Genomic DNA, 18,515 nt, shown 5'->3' on the forward strand with positions numbered 1-18,515 from the left:
GGCGGATCTGGCAAATCTGTTGGAGACGAGGTGGTACCGGGCCAAGGCTGATGACGAGTCGCGGCCCTGCGGCGCGAGGCTGTTTGATCGAAAATATGCCGTGATTCCGACAACTTAAGCATCGCGCCTAATAAACCCCTTGCCACTGCCGGTTTTTAGCGCTTTCATACACGACTAGTTTGATAGACTATGGGTGGGGCGGCCTTGCCCTTCTCAAAGCCCTGCGGGCCGCTCATACGGACCCGATCCTGCGGCATATGTTTGTGAATGGCCGCATGAACCTCATCAACGCATGATCCGCTGTTTATGCGTTGAACCTCAATCTGCACAGGTGCGGCCGAAGCCGCAGAGGAGTTGCGATGACGGTTCAGGGACTTTTTTCGGCGAGAGCCAATGCGGCGGCGCAGATCTCTGCCGTCCCGCGCATTGCGATCGTCGGGCGCGGCTTTTCCGGCATGATGACGGCGATCGCGCTGATGAAGACAGTGCGTGCACCCTTCCATCTGCAGCTGTTCGATCCGAATTCGTCGGTCAGCGGTGGGCAGGCGCTGGCCTCGGTCCGTTCCTCGACTATCCTCAACACCCGCGTCCGCGATCTCTCGGTCTCGGTCGGCGACAATGACGATTTCAACGACTGGCTCTGCAGCAACGCCGCCTTCCGCGCCGCCGTGCCGGCCGCCATTCCCGGATTCCGGCAGATCTTCGTGCCGAAGGAAATCTTCAGCGATTATGTCTACCAGCGCTTTTCGGAAGCACTCGCCGCGCGCAGGGACATCACCGTTCAGGTCTGCAACGATCCGGTCGTGGCGATCCGAAAGAGCCACGGCAACCGCTTCCTGCTCGAAAGCGCCAATCCCGCCAATCCGCTGTTTGATACCGTCATCCTCGCCACCGGCTACGGCCTGACGGCGCCGGATTCAGGCGAACAGGACGCTTCGCCGGTCCGGGCCCAACGCCTCGTCGCGCGGCCGCATGCAGTGCTTCTCGGCAGCGGCATCCGCGTCGTCGACCAGTTGCTGCAGCTGCGCGATTCCGGTTATGCCGGCCAGGTGACGATCATTTCCCGGCGCGGCTTCCTGCCCCAGAGCCATACGCCGAATTCCGCCGATCCGGTGTTCCCGGCTGAAGCGCTGCCTCAGAGCCTGCCGGAGATCGTGCGCTTCATCCGTGAAGCCTGTCGCGAGGCGGAGGAAGCGGGCCGAAGCTGGCAATCGGTGATGAACGGCCTCAGAAACCATGCCCGCTCGCTCTGGCGCTCGCTGCCGGCCCGCGACAAGCATCAGTTCAACCGGCATCTCAGGGCGATCTACGACAGCCACCGCAATCGCTTGCCGGAAGCCATGTACCTGCGCCTGAGACGCGAACTTGCCGAAGGCCGCACGGTGCTGCGCCGCGGCCGGGCCGGCCGCCGGGGCCTGAGCGGCCTGTTCTTCACACCGGCCGGTTCCTCTGTCGAGGAAGTCATCCATACCGAGCGCATCATCGATTGCCGCTGTCAGGCGCCGGATCTTTCAGCGCCCTTGATGCAGAGCCTGCTTTCCGCCGGCCTCGCCATGCCGGACGAGCTCTCGCTGGGGCTCGCGGTCAACGCGCGCGGCGAGCCCTTCCTGGAGGATGGTTCGACGGTCGCCGGGCTCTTTGCCGTCGGACCGCTGGGCCTCGGCAGCCTGCCCGATATCGATCTCGTGCCGGAGATCGTCTCGCAGGCCTATGCCGCCGCCGAGCGCGTCGGCGAGAGGTTCTACCCGCAGGTCAAGGCCGTCTGAAAATTTGAGGCTGAATCGGAACCATCCGCCTGCCGCCGCGTTATAAAGCGCTGGTGACTCCGAGGGGCCGATGGAAGTGTTAAATCGACATGATACGTCTCTTAACGAAGAGGGACGCTTTCGCCTTCTGGTCGATGCTATCACCGACTACGCCATCTATATGCTGAGCCCCGAAGGCATCATAACCAGCTGGAATACCGGCGCTCAGCGCTTCAAAGGTTACAAGCCTTCCGAAATTCTCGGCGAGCATTTTTCCCGTTTCTATCTGGAAGAGGATCGCGCTGCGGGAATGCCGGCGCGCGCGCTCGCCACGGCGGCGGAGCAGGGCCGGTTCGAGGGGGAAGGCTGGCGCCAGCGCAAGGATGGAAGCCGCTTCTGGGCGCATGTGATCATCGATCCGATCCGTCGTCCCTCCGGCGAGCTCATCGGCTATGCCAAGATCACCCGCGACCTAACCGAACGCAGAGCAGCTGAACAAACGATCCGCCAGAGCGAGGAACAATTCCGCCGGCTCGTCCAGGGCGTCTCGGATTATGCGATCTACATGCTCGATCCCGACGGCAATGTCAGCAGTTGGAATTTCGGCGCCGAGCGTATCAAGGGCTATCGACCGCACGAAATCATCGGCCGGCATTTCTCGACCTTCTATACCCCCGAGGATCGCGAAGCGGGCGTGCCGCAGACCGCGCTGGACATTGCGCGCGCCGAGGGCCGGTTCGAAAGGGAAGGCTGGCGCGTCCGCAAGGACGGCAGCCGTTTTTGGGCCAGCGTCGTCATCGACGTCATTCGGGACGACGAAGGCGATGTGCTCGGTTTCGCGAAGATCACCCGCGATATCACCGAGAAGATGGAGACCCAGCGGGCACTGGAGCAGGCGCGCGAAGAGCTTTTCCAATCGCAGAAGATGGAGGCGATCGGTCAATTGACCGGCGGTATCGCCCATGATTTCAACAATCTTTTGATGGCTGTCCTCGGCAGTCTCGAAATCCTGAAAAAACGCATGCCGCAGGATCTCTCCCTGACATCGCTTGTTGATAATGCCATGCAGGGCGCCCAGCGGGGTGCTGCGCTGACGCAGCGCATGCTGGCCTTTTCCCGCCGGCAGGAACTGCACATGGAGCCGATCGACGTCTCCGGCCTGGTCCGTGGCATGATGGATATGCTGAGCCGTTCGCTCGGCCCGCTGACCGTGATCGAGACCTCTTTCCCTGTCAGGCTGCCGACGATCCTCACCGATCCGAACCAGCTGGAGATGGCGATCCTGAACCTCGTCGTCAACGCCCGCGACGCCATGCCGTCCGGCGGCCGGATCGTGCTTCGCGCTTCCGAAGAGTCGCTGCCATCAGGCAAAAGCCCGTTGCCGCCTGGCCGTTATGTCCGTATTGCGGTGATCGACGAAGGCGAGGGCATGGATGCCAAGACGCTGGAGCAGGCCATCACGCCGTTCTTCACCACCAAGGGTGTCGGCAAGGGCACCGGTCTCGGCCTTTCCATGGTGCAGGGCCTTGCGTCCCAGTCCGGCGGCCGCCTCATGATGAATAGCAGCCTCGGCGAAGGCACGACAGTAGAATTGTGGTTCCCGGTCGTAGTTGGCGAACAAGTGACCGAGGCCGCTGCCGATTGGCCGCAGCAGGAGGAAAATGCGCCGCGCCGGCTGCGCATCGTTGCCGTCGATGACGATGGTCTGGTGCTGATGAATACAACGCTGATGCTGGAGGATCTCGGCCATACCGTGTTCGAGGCGATGGCGGGTCCCGAGGCACTCGACATCCTGCGCAAACATCAGGTCGACCTGGTGATTTGCGACCATGCCATGCCGCGCATGACGGGCGCGCAGCTCGCCCAGGCGATCCGCAGCGAATGGCCTGATATGCCGATCATCCTCGCAACCGGTTACGCTGAAATCCCCGAAGGGGCCGGCATCGTCGACCTGCCGCGCCTCGGCAAGCCCTTCTCGCAGGCGCAACTCGCCGAGGCGATCAGCCGGATCGCTTCATAGCGGCTTTCTCGCCGCGAAGAATGAACACCAGCAATGCCAGCACCATTGCCGCCAGGCCGTACCAGGTGATCGCGTAGACGAGATGGTTGTTGGGGAAAGCGATGACGGTCAGGCCGCCCACCGGCAGGCCGCCTGGATTGGGAGTGGCATCGGCGTCGATGAAATAGGGTGCAACCGCACCGACGCCGCGCTTTTCAGCGATCGCCGCGACATCGCGCGAATACCAGCGGTCGGCGGCGACGTCATTGGATTGCAGCAGCGATCCCTTCGGCTCCGTCATCCGCATCAGCCCGGTGATCTCGACCGGGCCAGATAGTTCACCCTCGCGGCGCGAGGCCGGGTCGCGCCGGTCGGTCGACACGAAACCACGATTGATGAGGATCGATGTCCCGTCGGCAAGCGTCAGCGGCGCCATCACCCAATATCCCGGACCGAGCGCCGTCGAGGCATAGACCAGCGTTTCCTTGTCATTCGCCAGCGTTCCGGCTGCCGTCACCCGCCGATATTCGTCATCAGTGGCATTGACCTTGTTCCAGTCGGCGCGTGCCGGCGCCGGAACGGGTGACGCATGCACACGCTGGTCGATGCGGGCGATGAGGTCGCGTTTCCAGGTCAGGCGCTCGACCTGCCAGGTGCCGAGCGCGGCGAGTGCCGCGGCAAGCAGCACCAGACAGACGGCGAAGATGGCACGTTTTGCCCGATAACGCCGTCTATCCGATTTTTCCGAGGGAGCCTGCGGGTGACGCTGCCGCCGCCCCTTCGTGACCGTCACGGCATGTTCTTCATCATCTCGGGGCTCATCGGCATCATGTTGGTGTTGAGATGATGCATGACCCAGAGCGAACCAGAGAGCGCGATGGCGACGATGATGAGGGTGAAGATCAGCGCCATGACTGTCCAGCCGCCCTCGCTCCTGGTATTCATGTGCAGGAAGAAGACCATGTGGACGACGATCTGGATCGCGCCCAGGCCCATCACCAGAACAGCCGTCAGCGTCGGGCTGGCGAAGACGCCGGCCATGACAAGCCAGAAGGGAATGGCGGTCAGGATGACTGAAAGCACGAAACCCGTCATGTAGCTGCGGAACGTGCCGTGGCCAGCCTGATGGCCGTGGCTGTGACCGTGGTGAGCCTCGTGGGCATCCTCATGTGCAGGGGCTTGCGAACTCATCCGAGAACTCCCAACAGGTAGACGAAGGAAAAGACGCCGATCCAGACGACGTCGAGGAAGTGCCAGAACATCGAAAGGCACATCAGGCGGCGGCGGTTGGCCTCGATCAGCCCGTGCATCGATACCTGCACCATCAGCGTGATCAGCCAGATGATGCCGAAGGTGACGTGCAGCCCGTGCGTGCCGACCAGGGTGAAGAAGGAGGAGAGGAAGGCGCTGCGCGTCGGCCCGGCGCCTTCATGGATCAGGTGGATGAACTCGTAGAGCTCGAGCCCGATGAAAGCCGCGCCGAACAGGCCGGTCACACCAAGCCAGAACAGCGTTTCCGCCTTGGCGTTGCGCTCCATCTGCAGCATCGCGAAGCCGTAGGTGATCGAGGAGAACAGCAGCATCGAGGTGTTGAGGGCAACGATCGGCAGATCGAAGAGATCGGCCGGCGACGGGCCGGCGGCATAATTGCGGCCGAGCACGCCGTGTGTGGCAAACAGCACCGCGAAGATCAGGCAGTCGCTCATCAGGTAGAGCCAGAAGCCGAGATTGGTGCTGTTTTCCGGATGATGGTCTTCCGTCAGGTAGAATTCAGGCTTTTCGGCCGCGTCGATGGTGTGATCGCTCATTGTCTCTTACACCTGCTCGGCAAGCAGCGCGGTGCGCTTGCCTTCCGTTTCGGTTACCTCTTCAGCGGGGATGTAGAAGTCGCGTCTGTAGTTGAAAGTATGGCCGATCGCGACCACCAGCATGGCGACGAAGGAGACGACGACCAACCACCACATGTACCAGATCAGGCCGAAGGCGAGTGCGACGCTGATGCCCGACAGGATTGCGCCGGTGCCCGTGTTCTTCGGCATGTGGATCGGCCGGAAACCTTCCAGCGGACGCGCGTAGCCGCGGTTCTTCATGTCGTACCAGCCGTCATGATCGTGCACGACGGGCGTCAAGGCGAAGTTGTATTCCGGCGGCGGCGAAGAGGTCGACCATTCCAGCGTACGGCCGTCCCAGGGGTCGCCGCTGTCGTCGCGCAATTCCTCGCGTTTCATGAAGCTGACGACGATCTGGATCAGGAAGGCGGCAATGCCAAGCGCGATCAGGCCGACGCCGAAGGCGGCGATGATGAACCAGATCTGCAGCGACGGATCCTCGAATTGGCTCAGGCGGCGGGTAACGCCCATCAGGCCTAGCACGTAGAGCGGCATGAAGGCGAACCAGAAGCCGATCTGCCAGAACCAGAAGCTCATCTTGCCCCAGAAGGGATCGAGCTTGAAGCCGAAGGCCTTGGGGAACCAGTAGTTCACGCCGGCGAACATGCCGAAGAGAACGCCGCCGATGATGACGTTGTGGAAATGGGCGATGAGGAACAGCGAATTGTGCAGCACGAAGTCGGCAGGCGGCACGGCAAGCATGACGCCGGTCATGCCGCCGATGACGAAGGTCACCATGAAGCCGACCGTCCACAGCATCGGCACCTCATAGCGGATGCGGCCGCGATACATGGTGAAGAGCCAGTTGAACATCTTCGCTCCCGTGGGGATCGAGATGATCATCGTGGTGATGCCGAAGAAGGAATTGACGCTAGCGCCCGAACCCATCGTGAAGAAGTGGTGCAGCCAGACGATGTAGGAGAGAATCATGATCACGCAGGTCGCGTAGACCATTGAGGCGTAGCCGAAGAGGCGTTTGCCGGAGAAGGTGGCGACGACTTCCGAGAAGATGCCGAAGGCCGGCAGCACGAGAATGTAGACTTCCGGATGACCCCAGATCCAGATGAGGTTGATGTACATCATCGGATTGCCGCCGAGGTCGTTGGTAAAGAAGTTCGTGCCTGCATAGCGGTCGAGCGACAGAAGCGCCAGCGTTGCCGTCAGGATCGGGAAGGAGGCGACGATCAGCACGTTGGTGCAGAGCGCTGTCCAGGTGAAGACCGGCATCTTCATGAAGGTCATGCCCGGCGCACGCATCTTGACGATGGTGGCGATTAGGTTGATGCCCGAAAGCGTCGTTCCGACACCGGCCACCTGCAGGCCCCAGATATAATAATCGACGCCGACGCCCGGACTGTAGGCTGCGCCCGACAGCGGCGGGTAGGCGAGCCAGCCGGTCTGGGCGAATTCGCCGATGAACAGCGACAGCATGATGATGATCGCGCCGGCGGTGGTCATCCAGAAAGAGAAGTTGTTGAGGAAGGGGAAGGAGACGTCGCGCGCGCCGATCTGCAGCGGCACCACGAAGTTCATCAGACCGGTGACGAAGGGCATCGCCACGAAGAAGATCATGATGACGCCGTGGGCGGTGAAGACCTGGTCGTAATGGTGCGGCGGCAGATAGCCCTCCGAGCCGTTGAAGGCGATCGCCTGCTGGACGCGCATCATGATCGCGTCGGAGAAGCCGCGCAAGAGCATGATGACGGCGAGGATCACATACATGATACCGATCTTCTTGTGATCGACGCTGCAGATCCAGTCGCGCCAGAGCGGACCCCAGAATTTGAAATAGGTGATGATGCCGAGCAGAGCGAGACCGCCGATGACGACGCCGATGAAGGTCACGACCAGGATCGGCTCGTGATAGGGGATGGCATCGAGGGTCAACCGGCCGAAGACGAACTTCAGGAGGTCAGGATTGGAAAACATGGAACAACCCGTTCATTATGTCTTGCGACGCAAAGCGCCAGGTTAATTGTTGTTGTTGAGCTGCGCCGGCGCCGGATTGGCGCCGTTGTCCGTGCCGGGCATGGAATGACCCTCATGCTGCATGTCCATGCCGGGCATGTCGTCGGTCCGCTCGGCAGGCTCGCTGCGTGCCGGAGCCCCGGTCGCCGGCACGGTGGCCGCTGGCGCCACGATGCCTTCCTCGGCATGACGGTTGTCGTATTGCAGCTTCTCGCGGTTCTCCGCACTTTCCTTGCCGCCGCCGCCCATCATGTCGATGTGCATCATCTCGTTCATGCACATCTTGCCCGGAGTGGCGCACATGTTGAGGATGGCGTTGTAAAGGTCGGCATCGGCGCCGGCATAATAACGCACCGGTTCCTTCTCGCTCGGCTTCTCAAGCTTCAGATAGGCGTCGCGGTTGAGCATCGTGCCCTGCTGCTTGACCTGCGCCACCCAGGCGTCAAAGCCCGCTTGGTCGAGGCCGTGGAATTTGAAGCGCATATGCGAGAAGCCGCTTCCGCTGTAGTTGGCGGAGAAGCCCTCATATTCGCCTTGCCTGTTAATGACGGCGTGAAGCTTCGTCTCCATGCCGGGCATCGCATAGATCTGGCCGGCAAGGGCAGGGATGTAGAAGGAGTTCATCACCGAGGAGGCGGTGATCTTGAAATTGATCGGCATGTCGACTGGGGCAGCGAGCTCGTTGACGGTGGCAATGCCGAGTTCGGGATAGAAGAACAGCCACTTCCAGTCGAGCGCCACGACCTCGACGGTCAACGGCTTGGTATCGGCCGGAATGGCGCGCTCCGCATCGAGGCGGTCGAGCGGGCGATAGGGATCGAGCTTATGGGTGGAAATCCAGGTCACGGCTCCGAGCGCAATGATGATCGCCAGCGGTGCTGCCCAGATCACGATTTCGAGACGGGTCGAATGGTGCCATTCCGGCGCGTAGGTGGCGGCCGTATTGGAGCGGCGGTAGCGCCAGGCGAAGTACAGCGTCAGGAAGATCACCGGGATGATGATCAACAGCATCAGCACCGTCGAGATGACGATGAGATCGCGCTGTTGCACGGCGATGTCGCCGGAGGGCGCCATGACCACCATGTTGCATCCTGCCAGGAAAAGCAGCGGCAAGACGGATAGAAGGCGGGAAAACTTCACGAGTTTTGGCACGTCTCTAAGCTCTTGTTGTTTCGTTCGTTCCGCGACTAAAGCACTGAACCCGATAGCGACATGAGGTGTTTGGTCGCAGTGCAGCAAGTATGCCGCACTGCGGCACAAATCATGGTGCACTACAGCTTTGAAATCCTGATGAAATCAAGAAGGATTCTTTCGCCAGCGCATGTTTCAATCAATATATCCGCGAGAGCCGCCCATGCCAGCGTCCCATGGGAAAATCGCGCTCGTGATCACGCTATTTTTCCCGCCCGCGCCTCATTTTGAGCCGCGATGATGAACTATTTACGTCTTACGGACTTGATAAGCCTGCAGGTTTGATCAAGATCACGCTGAGGCGCCTTGGCGAAAGCGCTTCAACGAGGGAGGCGTTTTATGGCTACAACATCGAATTACGGACCGTCATCGTCGTCGCTGGAACGCGACGCGCGGCGCATTCACGACGACAAGCCGGTTTCGCCGGGCAGCATCGCCATTGGCGTGGTGATCGGCCGCATGTCGGAATTCTTCGATTTCTTCGTCTACGGCCTCGCCTCGGTCCTGGTCTTTCCACAGCTGATTTTCCCCTTCGCGCCGGACAGGCTGACGGGAACGCTCTATTCCTTCGCCATCTTCTCGCTGGCCTTCCTGGCCCGCCCCGTCGGCTCCGTCGTCTTCATGACGATCGACCGGCTGTACGGCCGTGGCACAAAGCTGACGATCGCGCTTTTCCTGCTCGGCGGCTCCACCGCCTCGATCGCCTTCCTGCCGGGATATAACGAGATCGGCGTATGGTCGATCGCGCTTCTGGCGCTCTTCCGTCTCGGCCAAGGCTTCGCGCTCGGCGGCGCCTGGGACGGCCTTGCCTCGCTGCTTGCGCTGAATGCGCCGGCCAAGCACCGCGGCTGGTATGCGATGATCCCGCAGCTTGGGGCGCCGATCGGCTTTGCGCTGGCCAGCACCCTGTTCGGTTATTTCGTCGCCAATCTTTCTAGTGAGGATTTCCTCTCCTGGGGCTGGCGTTATCCCTTCTTCGTCGCCTTCGCGATCAACGTCGTGGCGCTGTTTGCGCGTTTGCGGCTCGTCATGACCAAGGAGTTTGGCACGCTGCTGGAGCAGCATGAGCTGGAAGCAGCTCCCATCCTCGACGTGCTGCGCGTTCACGGCCGCGACATCCTGATCGGCGCCTTTGTGCCGCTGGCGAGTTTTGCCATGTTCCACCTGGTCACCATCTTCCCGCTCGGCTGGATGAGCCTTTACGGCGACCAGCCGATCGGCGCCTTCATGGTGGTGCAGGTGATCGGCGCCGCCGTCGGCATCCTCACGATCATCGCCTCGGGCCTGATCGCCGACCGTATCGGCCGGCGCGCCCAGCTTGCCATCTGCGCCGTCATCATCGCCGTCTTCAGCTTTATCGGGCCGAGCCTGATCGCGTCCGGCAATAGCGGCCATGACGCTTTCGTCATCATCGGCTTCGGCGTGCTCGGCCTTTCGTTCGGCCAGGCGACCGGCTCGATCTCATCCCGCTTCGGCCGCGGCTACCGCTACACGGGCGCGGCCTTCACTTCGGATCTGGCCTGGCTGATCGGCGCGGGTTTTGCGCCGCTGGTGGCGCTCAGCCTCTCCAGCCGCTTCGGCCTGACCTTCGTCGGTTACTACCTGCTTTCCGGCGCCATCTGCACGCTTGCAGCGCTCGCCTTCAGCAGGGCGCTGGAACAGCGCGAATAGACGGACTTGAACACACGGGCCTGCATGGGAAACCATGCAGGCTTTCATTTTTCGGACTGCGCAATTCCAATTATTGAATGCATTGCAATCTATAATTAAATGCATATCCTTGTCGGCCTGAACGAGGATATGCCATGACCGCAGAGACCATCGATCATTCGACCCTTTCCCGTCTTGTCGAAGCAGGAGCGGTCGATGCCGCTCACGTCGTCGGCAAGACCGGCGGCTGGTCCGTCGTCATTCGCTACGGCAAGGCCGAGCGCCCGCTCGCCGCCCAACGCAGCCGTCAGGTGCGTGTGTTCAAGCGCATGGATACCTTGGTTTCTTATCTGAAGGATGTCGGCATTTCGCAGTTCGATGTCGACGCTGCCGATTACGCTCCTGAAGCGGCACCGCGGCCGGATCGCGCCGCAGCTCTGCGTCGTACCCATGAGGCGGCGGAATACGACAAGTGGTTCCGCGAACAGGTCGAGGAAGCGATCCGGGAAGCCGATGATCCCAATACCGTCTGGATTCCTCACGAGGTCGTTGAGGAGGAGATGGCGCGCGAGCGTACCGAATTGCTTGCCTTGCTTAAGAATGAGGGCAAGTGAGGATCATCTGGACTGAGACGGCCCGCAGAGCCAGGCAGCAGGCGACCGCATATATTGCAGCGCAAAACCGTGCGGCTGCCTTGGATGTTCTGGACGAAGTTTCGCGACAAACGATCCTGTTGCGAGATCATCCGGAAATGAGACGAAAAGGGCGAAGGCAGGGAACGCGCGAATTCATCATCGCTCGAACGCCGTTCCTTGTCGTCTATCGCTATCTGCCGAAGAGCGACACGATCGAAATACTGCATTTCCTGCATGGTGCCCAACAATGGCCGCCGAAACGCTGAATGCGTTCTACTGTGCCATCTGCGGCTGCTTTGCCGCGCGGGCTGCGGTTAGTTCCGCGGTGGTGTGGTTCAGGCGGTCGGCCAGCACCCGCATGATTTCCACGGCCATTTCGGGGAAATCGCTGAGCAGCTTCAGGAAGTGCTCCTTGCTGATGCGCAGCACCTCTAGCGACGAGGTGGCGCGGACCGTCGCCGTGCGCGAGACATCGCAGAGGATGGCGATTTCGCCGACGATGGAATTGGGTTCGACGTCGGCGACCTTGATCTCGCCGGCCGGCGAGGAAACGACGATATCGGCGGTACCCGAGAGGATGACGTAGGCGGCATCACCGACATCGCCCTGATGGAAGAGGTTCTGCCCGGCCTTGTAGGTCATGCGATCGGAGGTAAAGGCCAAAAGCTTGAGCTTTGCTGGCGCGATCCGTGAAAAGATCGGCACCCTTCGCAGCATTTCGACTTCGTCTCTCAACAGCATGAGCGTTTCAACCCCCTGACGCAGGGTCCGCGGGACCAGGCGTCTTCAAACTCCGAGGCGTCCCGCCGGGAACGCCCATTATCGCCGCTCCTATAGAATATTACGATAACAGTTCCTTGAACATCCCGTTTTTCTCGGAAAGTTCCGGATAGTTTCCGGCTTCGGCCAATCCGCCGCGGTCGAAGAGCAGGATCCGGTCGAACATCTCTGCCAGCCGGGCATTGGAGAGCACCCAGATGATCGCCGGCCGATGGCCTTCTTCGTGCAGGCCTTCGATGATGTTGTGAGTGATCTGATCCTGAACGCGCTGGTCGAGCGCCGACAGCGGCCGATTGAAGATGAAATAGTCCGAGCGCTTCAACAGCGCGCGGGCTAGATTCAGCTTCTGCCGCTGCACCATGGTCAGTCGCTTGCCGCCGGAGCCGACGTCGAATTCGAGGCCGATCGACAGTACGTCGTCATAAAGATCGAGCGCGTCGAAGAGTTCGCCCATAATGCCGCGGATGCGGTCGGAAGCGTCGGCCTGCTGATAGGCGATACGGCCGAAGAGCACATTGTCCATCAGGCTTGCCGACGGGGTGAAGCGCTCCGCGTCGTAGCGCTCGATCAGCTCGGCGAGATCGGCCGGAATATGCTCGTGGAACTGCTTGCGGGCGCTCACGATCTTGTCCATGAGCTCGTCGGTCAGCAAGCCGAAGCGATGCCGCGGCTCAATATAGGCAAAACTCAGCCGTATGATGGCCGATCGTTCTTCCGGCGTGGCATCCTCGAAGCGGCGGCTTTGCAGCTTCTGCAACAGCGCCTGGTAGGTCGGAATGTCGTCCGCCGTCATGAAGGTCAGCTGCTGGAAGAAAGGATGGTCCGGCGGTAGGTCGTGGAAGAGTTCCACCGCGTTCTCGGCGATCTCGAGGCCCATGGCGTAGAGATCGGTGCTGAGGCCGGTCTCACGAAAGAGCTGCTGGAAATAGGGATGCGCGGCCAGCCTGCGGTTGGTCATCAAAGGCCGCTTCATCGTGCCGAAGAGCAGGTTCTCACCCACCGTCGCCTGGCCGTTATAGGCGTCGAAATCGAAAGGCACGACAATCGTGTCGAGCCCTTCGTCGCGCAGCCGGTCCCTGAGCGAGGCGCGCAGAGCGACGACGTGATCGCCGAGCGCCACATGCACGTCGGTGTTGACGGTCGAGCGCAGCGCCAAATCGAGGATGTCCTGCGAGATCAACACGGCGTCGAGCACCGGGCGGATCGCCTTCAGCAGATCTTCCGGACCGCTGGCGCCGGCTGCCTTGTAGTCCACCCAGTCGCTGTTGAGGTCGAGCGTCGGATTGCCGGCCTTCTCCGCCTCGGCGGAATGCCATTTATACTCCAGCGCTTCCCGCTCGTCGTAAATCGGATCGGTCATCGGCGCATGTTTCAGGCCGTAGAGCAGATTGCTGGCGAGCGTGCCATGGAAGAAGAAGGTGTCGGCCGAGGCATAGGAGATCCGCCGGCCGGTAATCGATTCCGGCAGGTCCAGGAGATCGCGGCCGTCGATGGTGATACGGCCCGAGTCCGGCCAGACCATGCGGCCGAGCGCTTCGGCGAAGGCTTCCGCGCCGCTGCCGTTCGGCCCGACGATCGCCACCGTCTCGTTCGGCTTGATCTCGACGGAGACGTGGTCGACGAGGCGGGCGCCGCTGTCGTCGGAGAGCGACAGGTTGGTGACGACGAGCGCGCTCGTCAGCGCGCCGACCGGGGCGGTCGCAAGTTCCTGGATACGGCTGTCGATCAGCGGCTCGACATTGAACTGCTCGTAGACCTGCTGGTACTTCACCTGCACGTCCTGGCGCATCTGATCCCAGTCGATCAGTTCCTTCAGCGGGCCGGGCAGGTCCTTGTAGGCTGATATGACGGCGACGAGCTGGCCGATGTCGAGCCGGCCCTGTAGCGCCAGGTAGCCGCCGATCGCGTAGAACAGGAAGGGCGTGACCTGGGCGAGGAAATTGTTGATGAACTTTACCAGGAACTTCCACTGGTAAAGGTCGTAGCGGATCGAGAAAATTCGGCCGAGCCGCGAGGCGATGTCGGCGCGTTCGAGGTTGGACGTGTCGTTGCCGTGGATCGTGCCGATGCCCTCGACGATTTCGCCGACGCGGCCGGAAAGCTCGCGCGCCGTCAGTTGCCGCTGGCGGCCGAGATCCAGCAGGCGCTTGCGCATGCGGGGAATGACGACCGCCTGGACGCCGACGATGCCGGCGGCGATCATGCCGAGCCAGAAATTCTGGACGATGATGAAGGCGAGAGCCGTGATGGCCTGGCCGCCGAGAAGGGCAGGGGAGACGAAGGCATCGCCGGTGAAGCCGCCCATCGGCTCCACCTCGTCCTTGATCATGGTGGCGATTTCGGCTGATTTCACCCGCTTGAAGTGAATGGGCGGAAAGCGCAGCACGCGGTCGATCAGCTCGAAGCGGATGCGGCGCAGCATGCGCTCGCCGAGCCGGCCCTTATAGGTGTTGATGTAGAACTTGAAGAGGCCGTTCAGCACCACCAGCGCCAGAAACACCAGGCTGAGAGCCATCAGCATCTGGAAGCGGTTGAGCTGCAACCCTTGAAAGAATTCGACATGGCCGATCAGCGGCAGGTCGTAGGCAATGTGCATGAAAGTCTGCGTCGCGCCCGGACCTTCGAAGCCGTCACCCTGGATCGGTCCGTTGACGATCTGCTTCGGCAGGTCGAAGGACAGGAAGTAGGGCACCATCGATGCGGCGACGACAGCCAGAATCCACAGCTGCTGCAGCCGCGTGTTCTTCCAGATGTAGCGGGCGAGGCTTTTTTCCATGGCTAACCGTCAGCTTGCTGGGAAATTCCGGGGGCGCGATCCGGGCGCCGGGGCGGGGAGGAATCTTAAGAACAGGATCATGCAGCCGGACCGCCGATATCGCAATGAAAACAAGGCGAAGCGACCGGCTGCAAAAATGCCGATTCTCGCCGGAACATTGCTTATATCACAGGAATTTTGGATTAGGCGAGGGATTCGGCAATCATGGAGCGAATGATGAGGGCGGTTTTCTCCGCACCGTCGAGGTCGAGCAAGACCGGCCCCCGTAGCTGTGCGGCGAGCGCCCTTTCGACCGCCTCCTTCACATGGCCCGCCGTCAGTCCGTCTTCCGGCAGGATATCGGCGAGGCCGAGTGCCTGCAGCCGTTCGGCGCGCACCGTTTGCTCGGTTTCGCCGCCGGCGACGAAGGGGATGAGGATCGCCCGGCATTCGGTGCGCAGCAGGTCGCCGACGGTGTTGTAGCCTGCTTGCGAGATCGAGACTTTCGCACCGCGCAGCAGCGAGGGAAAATCCTTGCGGAAGCGCACCAGCGTCACATTCGGAGCCGCGTCCTCGGACAGCGTGGCGAAATCGGCCCCCGGCAGGTTCGGGCCGGCGACCAGCAGCCAGCGAAGACTGTCCGGCAGCAGCGCTGCGGCCTCTTTTGCCGCGCCGATCAGCGCGGCGCCGACCGCACCGCCGCCCGCCGATGCGATGATGTCGAATGTCTCGGTCGGTTCCGGCGCCGGCGGGGCTGCGACGAGGCCGGTATAACGCAGCCTGTCGGCGATCTGGGGTGTCAGCGGGAAGGTGTCCTCGAGCCTGACGAAACCGGGATCGCCATGGACGAGCACGGCATCGAAATGATCCCTGACCAGCATGACCGTCTCCGCGTCGCGTCCGGCCTTGCGGTTTTCCTGCAGGATATCGCGCACAGAACTTACGAGTTTCGGCCGCGGTTCGGCCTGTTCGATGGCCTCAAGCAATGGCAGCAATTCGAAGCGCATCTGTCGCCGGCCGAAGGGGAAGGCTTCGATAATCACGACATCGGGCCTTGCTGCATGGAAGGCATCAAGCAGCAGCTGGCGGCGGGCGTTGAGGAAATCCTCGCCCGCCGGCCGGCCATCTGCATCGGCGAGACCGGAGAAACCGGCATTGCTGGCAACGACCGCCGGCAAGGCGACGGTCTTCACGCCTTCGCCCGGAAAGCCCGGCACCGGCAGGCCGCCGGTCACGACAGTGACATCAAAACCGTCCTTGACCAGAGCATTGGCGATGCGGCTGGCGCGGGCTATGTGACCGATGCCGAGCAGATGCTGGACGTAGAAGAAAATACGCGGTGCCGTCATGACGCCTTCTGCCATTCAGCCTCGAACAGGCCGGTGAGCTGTCTGATGCTGGAGTGATAGTCGAAATGTTGGCGCACCTGGCTTTCAGCGGCGTCGCCGAGCCGCTTGCGCAGTGCCGGGTCGCGGATTGCCGCCTCCAGCGCTCCGGCCAGCAGCGCCGGGTCCTCAGGCGGCACGACGAGGCCGTTTTCACCGTTCTTTAAAAGCTCCGGGACGCCGGATACGTCGGTCGAGAGGCAGACGAGCCGCTGGCTGGAGGCTTCGACCAGGACGTTCGGCAGGCCGTCGCGGTCGCCGTTGGCGGCGATGCGGCAGGCAAGCGCGAAGAGGTCGGCGCGGCGATAATGGTCGAGCACGTCTTCTTGTGCCATGGCGCCCTTCCAGATGATGCGGCCGGAGATGCCGAGTTCGGTGGCGAGCGCCTTCAGTTTCGCAAGCTCCTCGCCGCCGCCGATATGGTCCATGCGCCAGTGGAGGTCATTGGGCAGCAAAGCGAGGGCGCGCAGCAGCACGTCATAGCCCTTCTTCTCGACGGCACGTCCGACGCTGAGAATGAAGGCCGGATCGTCGGGGTCGCTGCCGGTCCGGTTCGAGCGCTCGCCGGCAAAATGGCCGAAGCGGGCAAGATCGAGACCGTGGTAACTCAGATGTACGGCGTCCTTGCGTGATGTCAGCGTCTGCATGTGCTCGTAGCCCGTCCTGGTGCAGGTAACCGCCCAGCGGGCGCTGGCGAGCTTCTCGTGCAGCTCCCAGTCCGGCGACGTCCATATGTCTTTGGCGTGCGCCGAACAGGTCCAGGGCGTGCCCGTGAGGATGCTCGCATATTCCGTCACCGAGGCCGGCGTGTGGATGAAATGGGCATGCAGCCATTCACCCTCGTCCGGCCATTCGCGCCCCAGCACCAGCGCCTGGCCGAGACGGCGGAAGCGGTTGCGGGAGAGGTCGCGCGGCAGGTCGGCGAGGAAGCGTTTCATCAGTGCCTTGAAGCCGGGTTTGGAGAAACCGGCGATGAGGCCCTTCAGCACGCGGATCGGCTCCTCGTGCAGATATTCCGGCAGGTAGACGACGCGAGCCTTGATCTCGTCATGCACGGGATGGCGCTTCTTGTCGGTCGGCCGGCGCATCGAAATCAGCGTGAGGTCGAAACCGGCCTTCTCAAGACCGAGCAGCTCCTGGGCGATGAAGGTCTCCGAAAGGCGGGGATAGCCTTTCAGCACGACGAGGATCTTGCGGCGTGGTGGCAAGGCTGTGCCCTATTCCGCGCCGACGAGGGAGAGGTGGCTGCCGCGGCCGTCGATCCATCGGCCGACGGTCTGTGAGATGTGGTCCAGCCCTTCGAGATGCATATTGCTGCCGCTCTTCGACGGCGGCAGGCGGGACGGCAGGCGCTTCAGCGCCTCGGCCATGATTGTGGGGTCGACCGACTGATCCGGCAGCAGCATGTCGACGAGGCCGAGCGCGCTTGCCCGCTGGGCGCGCAGCAGTTGTTCCTCGCGTGGCTTGACGCGCGGCACGATGAGGGCCGGCTTGTCGAAGGAGAGGATCTCGCAATAGGTGTTGTAGCCGCCCATGGCAACGACGCCGGTGGCACCGTCGATCAGCTCTTCCATGTGGTTGTCGAACTCGATCACCTCGATATAGGGGATGGCTTCCCCCTTCTGCACCAGCTTGGCCCGCTCGGCAGCCGGCATATAGGGCCCAAGCACGACGAGCGCCTTCTGCGTCAGCGTCGGGTCGGCCTCGTAGGCGTTCATGACGTCGTGGACGAGATCGGAGCCGTCGCCGCCGCCACCTGTGGTGACGAGGATGTAATTATCCTTGCGGGCGTTGATCGAGGTCTTGCCCTTGGAGACGCTGCGCTGCAGGAAGCCGACGAAATCCATCTTCCGGCGCAGGCTGGCCGGCACGTCGAGGCCGATCAGCGGATCGTAGAAATCCGGCGGACCGTAGACCCAGACGCTGTCGTAATATTGGTCGATCTTCTGCATGATACCGTTCTTCTTCCACTCGGCCTCGAGCAGATGCGGCGCGTCCATGATCTCGCGCAGGCCGAGCACCAGGACGGTGCCGCGGGCCTTGAGATAGGCGAGCGTATCCTCGACTTCGCCTTTCAGTCCCATCGGTTCCTTGTCGACGATGAAGATATCGGGCTGGAAGGTCTCGGCCGTGTGGCGAATGCTCGATTCGCGCATCTTCAGCGTCTCGTGCAGGTCAATATGGCTGGCGAGCGAGGTATATTCGCCGTTGCGGAGCTTGATGACGCTCGGGATCTTCACGAAGTCGACACGGGCGCGGTAGTCGAAGGCGCCGGCGATCGTGGCACCCGAAATGATCAGAATATTGAGGCCGCGATAATCCTCGACCAGCGCATGGGCGATGGCGCGACAGCGGCGCAGGTGGCCGAGACCGAAGGTATCGTGGCTGTACATGAGGATGCGCGCATCTTCGAGACGTCTGGACATGGGCATCCCTTCTGGGGTCAGCAACATATTTAGTACCCCCACCGTCCGGAGGCCAAGAGGCGGGGGCGGTGCCGTGATGCGCCGCCGCGTTT

Annotated in this window: 15 protein-coding genes; 5 read left to right on the forward strand and 10 right to left on the reverse strand. The window is 62.0% G+C overall.

Annotation, left to right across the window (positions count from 1 at the left end; all coding sequences use genetic code 11):
• Positions 1 to 359: 359 nt before the first annotated feature.
• Both G9X68_RS26970 and G9X68_RS26975 read left to right on the forward strand, forming a co-directional pair.
• The gene (locus G9X68_RS26970) at positions 360 to 1,766 is read left to right on the forward strand and encodes an FAD/NAD(P)-binding protein (RefSeq protein ID WP_171604980.1); all 1,407 of its coding nucleotides are present in this window, start codon (positions 360 to 362) and stop codon (positions 1,764 to 1,766) included.
• A gap of 70 nt (positions 1,767 to 1,836) precedes the next feature.
• Positions 1,837 to 3,765 (forward strand): hybrid sensor histidine kinase/response regulator, encoded by a 1,929-nt coding sequence (locus G9X68_RS26975; protein ID WP_171604981.1) that lies wholly within the window; start codon positions 1,837 to 1,839, stop codon positions 3,763 to 3,765.
• On the opposite strand, the gene G9X68_RS26980 is transcribed toward G9X68_RS26975, so the two are convergent.
• The 5 genes from G9X68_RS26980 to cyoA are packed head-to-tail and all read right to left on the reverse strand — an operon-like array spanning position 3,746 to position 8,753.
• Complete coding sequence (locus G9X68_RS26980) at positions 3,746 to 4,537, reverse strand: SURF1 family cytochrome oxidase biogenesis protein (RefSeq protein WP_171604982.1); 792 nt, start codon at positions 4,535 to 4,537, stop codon at positions 3,746 to 3,748. The genes G9X68_RS26975 and G9X68_RS26980 overlap by 20 nt on opposite strands.
• Positions 4,534 to 4,935, reverse strand: a complete 402-nt coding sequence (gene cyoD, locus G9X68_RS26985) for a cytochrome o ubiquinol oxidase subunit IV (RefSeq protein WP_171604983.1) — start codon at positions 4,933 to 4,935, stop codon at positions 4,534 to 4,536. The genes G9X68_RS26980 and cyoD overlap by 4 nt, the downstream gene beginning before the upstream one ends.
• Positions 4,932 to 5,552, reverse strand: a complete 621-nt coding sequence (cyoC, locus tag G9X68_RS26990) for a cytochrome o ubiquinol oxidase subunit III (protein ID WP_171604984.1) — start codon at positions 5,550 to 5,552, stop codon at positions 4,932 to 4,934. The genes cyoD and cyoC overlap by 4 nt, the downstream gene beginning before the upstream one ends.
• A gap of 6 nt (positions 5,553 to 5,558) precedes the next feature.
• Positions 5,559 to 7,562, reverse strand: a complete 2,004-nt coding sequence (gene cyoB, locus G9X68_RS26995; protein WP_171604985.1) for a cytochrome o ubiquinol oxidase subunit I — start codon at positions 7,560 to 7,562, stop codon at positions 5,559 to 5,561.
• Between the two features lie 42 nt (positions 7,563 to 7,604).
• Positions 7,605 to 8,753: a ubiquinol oxidase subunit II gene (gene cyoA / locus G9X68_RS27000; RefSeq protein ID WP_171604986.1), complete on the reverse strand. Its 1,149-nt coding sequence runs from the start codon at positions 8,751 to 8,753 to the stop codon at positions 7,605 to 7,607.
• Positions 8,754 to 9,131: 378 nt separating this feature from the next.
• Between cyoA and G9X68_RS27005 the strand changes: the two genes are divergently transcribed.
• From G9X68_RS27005 to G9X68_RS27015, 3 genes are all read left to right on the forward strand, one after another.
• Positions 9,132 to 10,463, forward strand: a complete 1,332-nt coding sequence (locus tag G9X68_RS27005; protein ID WP_171604987.1) for an MFS transporter — start codon at positions 9,132 to 9,134, stop codon at positions 10,461 to 10,463.
• A gap of 134 nt (positions 10,464 to 10,597) precedes the next feature.
• Positions 10,598 to 11,056, forward strand: coding sequence for a hypothetical protein (locus G9X68_RS27010; RefSeq protein ID WP_171604988.1), 459 nt, complete (start codon positions 10,598 to 10,600; stop codon positions 11,054 to 11,056).
• A complete protein-coding gene (locus tag G9X68_RS27015; protein ID WP_171604989.1) occupies positions 11,053 to 11,343 on the forward strand; it encodes a type II toxin-antitoxin system mRNA interferase toxin, RelE/StbE family in 291 nt (96 codons plus the stop codon). The genes G9X68_RS27010 and G9X68_RS27015 overlap by 4 nt, the downstream gene beginning before the upstream one ends.
• 7 nt (positions 11,344 to 11,350) lie before the next feature.
• On the opposite strand, the gene G9X68_RS27020 is transcribed toward G9X68_RS27015, so the two are convergent.
• From G9X68_RS27020 to G9X68_RS27040, 5 genes are all read right to left on the reverse strand, one after another.
• Positions 11,351 to 11,818 (reverse strand): cyclic nucleotide-binding domain-containing protein, encoded by a 468-nt coding sequence (locus tag G9X68_RS27020; RefSeq protein ID WP_171604990.1) that lies wholly within the window; start codon positions 11,816 to 11,818, stop codon positions 11,351 to 11,353.
• Positions 11,819 to 11,918: 100 nt separating this feature from the next.
• Positions 11,919 to 14,633: an ABC transporter transmembrane domain-containing protein gene (locus G9X68_RS27025; RefSeq protein ID WP_171604991.1), complete on the reverse strand. Its 2,715-nt coding sequence runs from the start codon at positions 14,631 to 14,633 to the stop codon at positions 11,919 to 11,921.
• A 182-nt stretch (positions 14,634 to 14,815) separates the two neighbouring features.
• Positions 14,816 to 15,961, reverse strand: a complete 1,146-nt coding sequence (locus G9X68_RS27030; RefSeq protein ID WP_244956253.1) for a glycosyltransferase family protein — start codon at positions 15,959 to 15,961, stop codon at positions 14,816 to 14,818.
• Entirely contained in the window at positions 15,958 to 17,205 is a 1,248-nt protein-coding gene (locus tag G9X68_RS27035; RefSeq protein WP_171604993.1) for a glycosyltransferase, read from the reverse strand. The genes G9X68_RS27030 and G9X68_RS27035 overlap by 4 nt, the downstream gene beginning before the upstream one ends.
• Before the next feature lie 9 nt (positions 17,206 to 17,214).
• The gene (locus G9X68_RS27040) at positions 17,215 to 18,423 is read right to left on the reverse strand and encodes a glycosyltransferase family protein (RefSeq protein WP_171604994.1); all 1,209 of its coding nucleotides are present in this window, start codon (positions 18,421 to 18,423) and stop codon (positions 17,215 to 17,217) included.
• Positions 18,424 to 18,515: the final 92 nt, after the last annotated feature.

This window comes from Rhizobium changzhiense (assembly GCF_013087625.1).
GTDB lineage: Bacteria > Pseudomonadota > Alphaproteobacteria > Rhizobiales > Rhizobiaceae > Rhizobium > Rhizobium sophorae.

Coding starts and splice junctions, on each gene's coding strand:
- G9X68_RS26970 (WP_171604980.1), top strand. CDS start 360: ATGACGGTTCAGGGACTTTTTTCGGCGAGAGCCAATGCGGCGGCGCAG.
- cyoD (WP_171604983.1), bottom strand. CDS start 4,935: ATGAGTTCGCAAGCCCCTGCACATGAGGATGCCCACGAGGCTCACCAC.
- G9X68_RS27020 (WP_171604990.1), bottom strand. CDS start 11,818: ATGCTGTTGAGAGACGAAGTCGAAATGCTGCGAAGGGTGCCGATCTTT.
- G9X68_RS27030 (WP_244956253.1), bottom strand. CDS start 15,961: ATGACGGCACCGCGTATTTTCTTCTACGTCCAGCATCTGCTCGGCATC.
- G9X68_RS27010 (WP_171604988.1), top strand. CDS start 10,598: ATGACCGCAGAGACCATCGATCATTCGACCCTTTCCCGTCTTGTCGAA.
- G9X68_RS26975 (WP_171604981.1), top strand. CDS start 1,837: ATGGAAGTGTTAAATCGACATGATACGTCTCTTAACGAAGAGGGACGC.
- G9X68_RS27005 (WP_171604987.1), top strand. CDS start 9,132: ATGGCTACAACATCGAATTACGGACCGTCATCGTCGTCGCTGGAACGC.
- cyoC (WP_171604984.1), bottom strand. CDS start 5,552: ATGAGCGATCACACCATCGACGCGGCCGAAAAGCCTGAATTCTACCTG.
- G9X68_RS27040 (WP_171604994.1), bottom strand. CDS start 18,423: ATGTCCAGACGTCTCGAAGATGCGCGCATCCTCATGTACAGCCACGAT.
- G9X68_RS27025 (WP_171604991.1), bottom strand. CDS start 14,633: ATGGAAAAAAGCCTCGCCCGCTACATCTGGAAGAACACGCGGCTGCAG.
- cyoB (WP_171604985.1), bottom strand. CDS start 7,562: ATGTTTTCCAATCCTGACCTCCTGAAGTTCGTCTTCGGCCGGTTGACC.